The following is a 3,221-nucleotide window of genomic DNA, read 5'->3' as shown; positions in this document are numbered from 1 at the left end:
CGGTTGCAAGCTCCCCGCCTGCAAGTATACCACCTGCAATGACTCCGGGTAATGCTGCCGCTGCCAGTGTTGTTCCATAAATCCTTGGATCACTAGTAAAAGCTTCGCCAGCTTTGGACACAGCTTCACCAGTTGCATAGTAACCTCCTGTCGCAGCATCATAAATTCCTCTTGCCGTCCTTAGCATACCATTCCAAGTACCGCTTTCTTTGTCCTGCTGAGCTTTATCAATAGGCTGCGTCAGGAGACTGCGCCGAACAGCGAATTTTCCAATACCAATAAGCTGATTCTTATCCCGGCGTTCTTGGGCCTCACGGGCTTTGCGTTCCCTATCAGCCTTTTTGCTGACACTTTCTCCCAGAGTATTCTTGGCAGTGAAGCGCGTACCTCCCAGATCAAAATCCTTTCCTACATATTCAGCGAAACTTGGCCCAGCGTATCCGGAATAGGCAGTGTAGCCACCGAGTTCTGATGTAGCAGCATCGGAGCGAGATGGTTTACTGTCCACGCCTCCTTGTGTTTTGCCGGGCATGCCTGTCTTTGGTTTGGCCTGCTTGTTGGGGTCAACAGTATCTGTCAGGGGACTGGCAGGATTGTTTTTTAATTCGATGGCACCAATGCTAACCATTTGCCGCATTTTATCTTCACGTTCTTTGGCAGCAGCAATTGTGCGGTCCCTTCTCGCCTTTGTTTCAGCTAATTTTGCCTGTTCAGCTTGAAACTCCTTTTGTGCTATTTCCGCAGCCCTTTTTTCCATTTCTCGAGCTTGTTGTACACTTGATTTGGCTGAAGAATTATTGCTTTGGTCATTGTTCTTACCAATGGTTCTATTCCCATTAAATCCAAGTGTTGAATGGGCTCTTATGCTGCTGTCTCCTGATCCAAATGCGCCAATGGTGCCATTCCGTCCGTATGAATGGCTTGAACCTTTTTTTGATGAATTATTGTTGGTTTCCTTGGAGGTGCTCCTGTTAGCTCCAAGAGAGGACTGAGCTCTTGTGTCGGTCTTCCCTGAACCGAATGCTCCGCAGAGGCCATTGCTAAACAACCCATTCCTATCCACAAAGTTAATAGGATCATCCAGACAATAACCATACACATCCACATCCCCGCCATCATAACCGAGCGGGTCAGGAGAAATGAATCTGCCGATTACAGGATCGTACTCGCGGTAGCCGAAATGGATCAGCCCGGTATCGGAGTCATAGAGACCTCCGGGGTTAACCTCTTTTCATATTCAATTATAATAAAATAGCCCCTGGACTGAAGTCCGGGGGCTAGCTGATTGTTAGTAAAAAAAGGTTTTTTTCAACATATCTTCTTCCCTTAAAGGAATTTCTTTAAAGCAACGACTGCAAAAAAACGAAGGCTTGTGAAAAAGGAAGTATATTGGAAGCACCCAAAATACAATGTCAACATAGCTAAATAACATCTCTTGATTAAATATATCTAAAAGCAATGAACCTACATTAAGGACAAGAAGAATTGCGCCAAATTGCTTATATGTTAAAGAGCGTTGTGCTTTACCACATATTGGGCAACGCACTCTAACTCCGAAGAAGTAGAAATATAATGCAAAAATTGCCAAATCAATAAAGCTAAGAACAAATGAACTCATAACAGTACCTTCAAATATTATTTTGCAGAAAAACGTTTTGACAGTTGCTTTGAAACTTCAGGAGCCACAACGTCACCAATTAATGATGTACCCATCCCAACAGAAAATCCCACCGAATATAAAGGACTTGCGTTTGTTTTTAACGCTTTCCCACCGTACTTGACAGTATTTTTCCCATACTCATGCCCTTTATTCACCATATTATTAAATATATCTTTATTCTTATCACTCACATAACCAGCAAATTTAATAGAATTTTTCTCATCACCTTGAAGAACATCAGCGGTTTCTTTGACAGCTTTCCCCGCTGCTTTACGACCTCTTTTAACTGCCTTCCCTGCTGCATCCCAGACTTCTCCAAAAGTGTCCCAGAAACCACCCTCATCTTTATCTTGCGCCGTAGCATTAGGCGTACCCGGTTTGGATGTTGGTTGCTGCTTTTGATCAACAGTATCCGTCAAAGGACTGGACCAGCCACTGGTCGCTTCTATAGCCGCACGCCGCTGAGCATTCCTCTTGTCTGCCGCAGCAGAGAAAAGCAGCCCCCGGACTATTGGTCCGGGGGCTGGTGGGTTATTTGAGAATATCTTCTTTATCGAATGGAACGCCTTTCATGCAATGACGACAATACACTTTTGGCTCTGATGACAGATAGTAGAATGCAGGTGTGAAGAATAACATTTCAAAATAATAATGAATTGTATTTCCAACAATGAAATCATAAATTAGGCTTGCCCCTGCTATACACAGCCATGACACACCTAACTGTGCATATGTCGTTGCTTTAATTTCCTTTTTACACTCAGGACATTTAATTTTTTTGACAAAAAAAACACTATACAGAATCAACAAAACTATAACAATAACAGTTACATCCAGACTGCTCATAATTTATTTCCCGTATCTACTCCTAAACTTATCAAAATAGTCACTTTTAACTTTGCTACGTTGGTCTAGAAAATGCTCTTCAGCTTTTTTTGCTGCAACATTTTTTGATTTGTTTTGATCTATAACTTCCCCCATCAGGCCTTCCACCATACCTATAGGTGTGCCAACCATTGCTAAAGCTAGACCAGCAGGACCATACTTCTTAGAACCATCAAACGCAAAAGAGACACCCCTTTTACGACCTCCCTTCATCATTGCATTGTATTTCCCTTTTACATCATCACTCACATACCCAGCAAATTTCATTGAATTCTTTTCATCACCCTTAAAAACATCAATAGTCCTGTCTACAGCCTTCCCTGCGGCATCGTAGATTTCTTCCATAGTATCCCAAAAGCCGCCCTCATCTTTATCTTGCGCCGTAGCATTAGGCGTACCCGGTTTGGATGTTGGTTGCTGCTTTTGATCAACAGTATCCGTCAAAGGACTGGACCAACCACTGGTCGCTTCTATAGCCGCACGCCGCTGAGCATTCCTCTTGTCTGCCGCAGCATTATCCCTACGAGTCTGCTTCTCCTGCTCTTTTGCAGTAACTTGAGCCTGCTTAGCCGCCAACGCATTAGCAGAGTCCGCCACTGCCTGACCTTTCCGCGCACCTGATTGGTTTAGGTCAGTTGTAGCCTGCGCGCTCCCTTGAGCATAGTTCGCATTGTTT

The 3,221-nt window shown here is 43.8% G+C and carries 4 protein-coding genes and 2 pseudogenes; all 6 read right to left on the bottom strand.

Annotated features, from left to right (window positions below):
- Positions 1-1,105, bottom strand: a pseudogene (locus tag FMS18_RS20045) (hypothetical protein); the annotation flags it as partial.
- Positions 1,106-1,186 (bottom strand): annotated as a pseudogene (locus FMS18_RS21135) (hypothetical protein); the annotation flags it as partial.
- 102 nt (positions 1,187-1,288) lie between these two features.
- A complete protein-coding gene (locus FMS18_RS20040; RefSeq protein WP_163296427.1) occupies positions 1,289-1,618 on the bottom strand; it encodes a hypothetical protein in 330 nt (109 codons plus the stop codon).
- A 17-nt stretch (positions 1,619-1,635) separates the two neighbouring features.
- Positions 1,636-2,079, bottom strand: a complete 444-nt coding sequence (locus FMS18_RS20035; RefSeq protein ID WP_163296426.1) for a hypothetical protein — start codon at positions 2,077-2,079, stop codon at positions 1,636-1,638.
- A 112-nt stretch (positions 2,080-2,191) separates the two neighbouring features.
- Entirely contained in the window at positions 2,192-2,506 is a 315-nt protein-coding gene (locus FMS18_RS20030; RefSeq protein ID WP_163296425.1) for a hypothetical protein, read from the bottom strand.
- 3 nt (positions 2,507-2,509) lie between these two features.
- Positions 2,510-3,221 (bottom strand): hypothetical protein (locus tag FMS18_RS20025; RefSeq protein ID WP_163296424.1); only part of this gene is annotated, 712 nt, incomplete at its 5' end.

It is taken from the genome of Desulfovibrio sp. JC022 (assembly GCF_010470665.1).
In the GTDB taxonomy this organism is placed as follows: domain Bacteria; phylum Desulfobacterota; class Desulfovibrionia; order Desulfovibrionales; family Desulfovibrionaceae; genus Maridesulfovibrio.
Note: the sequence above shows the minus strand (reverse complement) of the source record. Positions and strands in the feature narration are given on the sequence as shown.

Bases quoted from the DNA above. Each gene is read 5' to 3' on its own strand.
- FMS18_RS20040 (WP_163296427.1), bottom strand. From the start codon at position 1,618: ATGAGTTCATTTGTTCTTAGCTTTATTGATTTGGCAATTTTTGCATTA.
- FMS18_RS20030 (WP_163296425.1), bottom strand. From the start codon at position 2,506: ATGAGCAGTCTGGATGTAACTGTTATTGTTATAGTTTTGTTGATTCTG.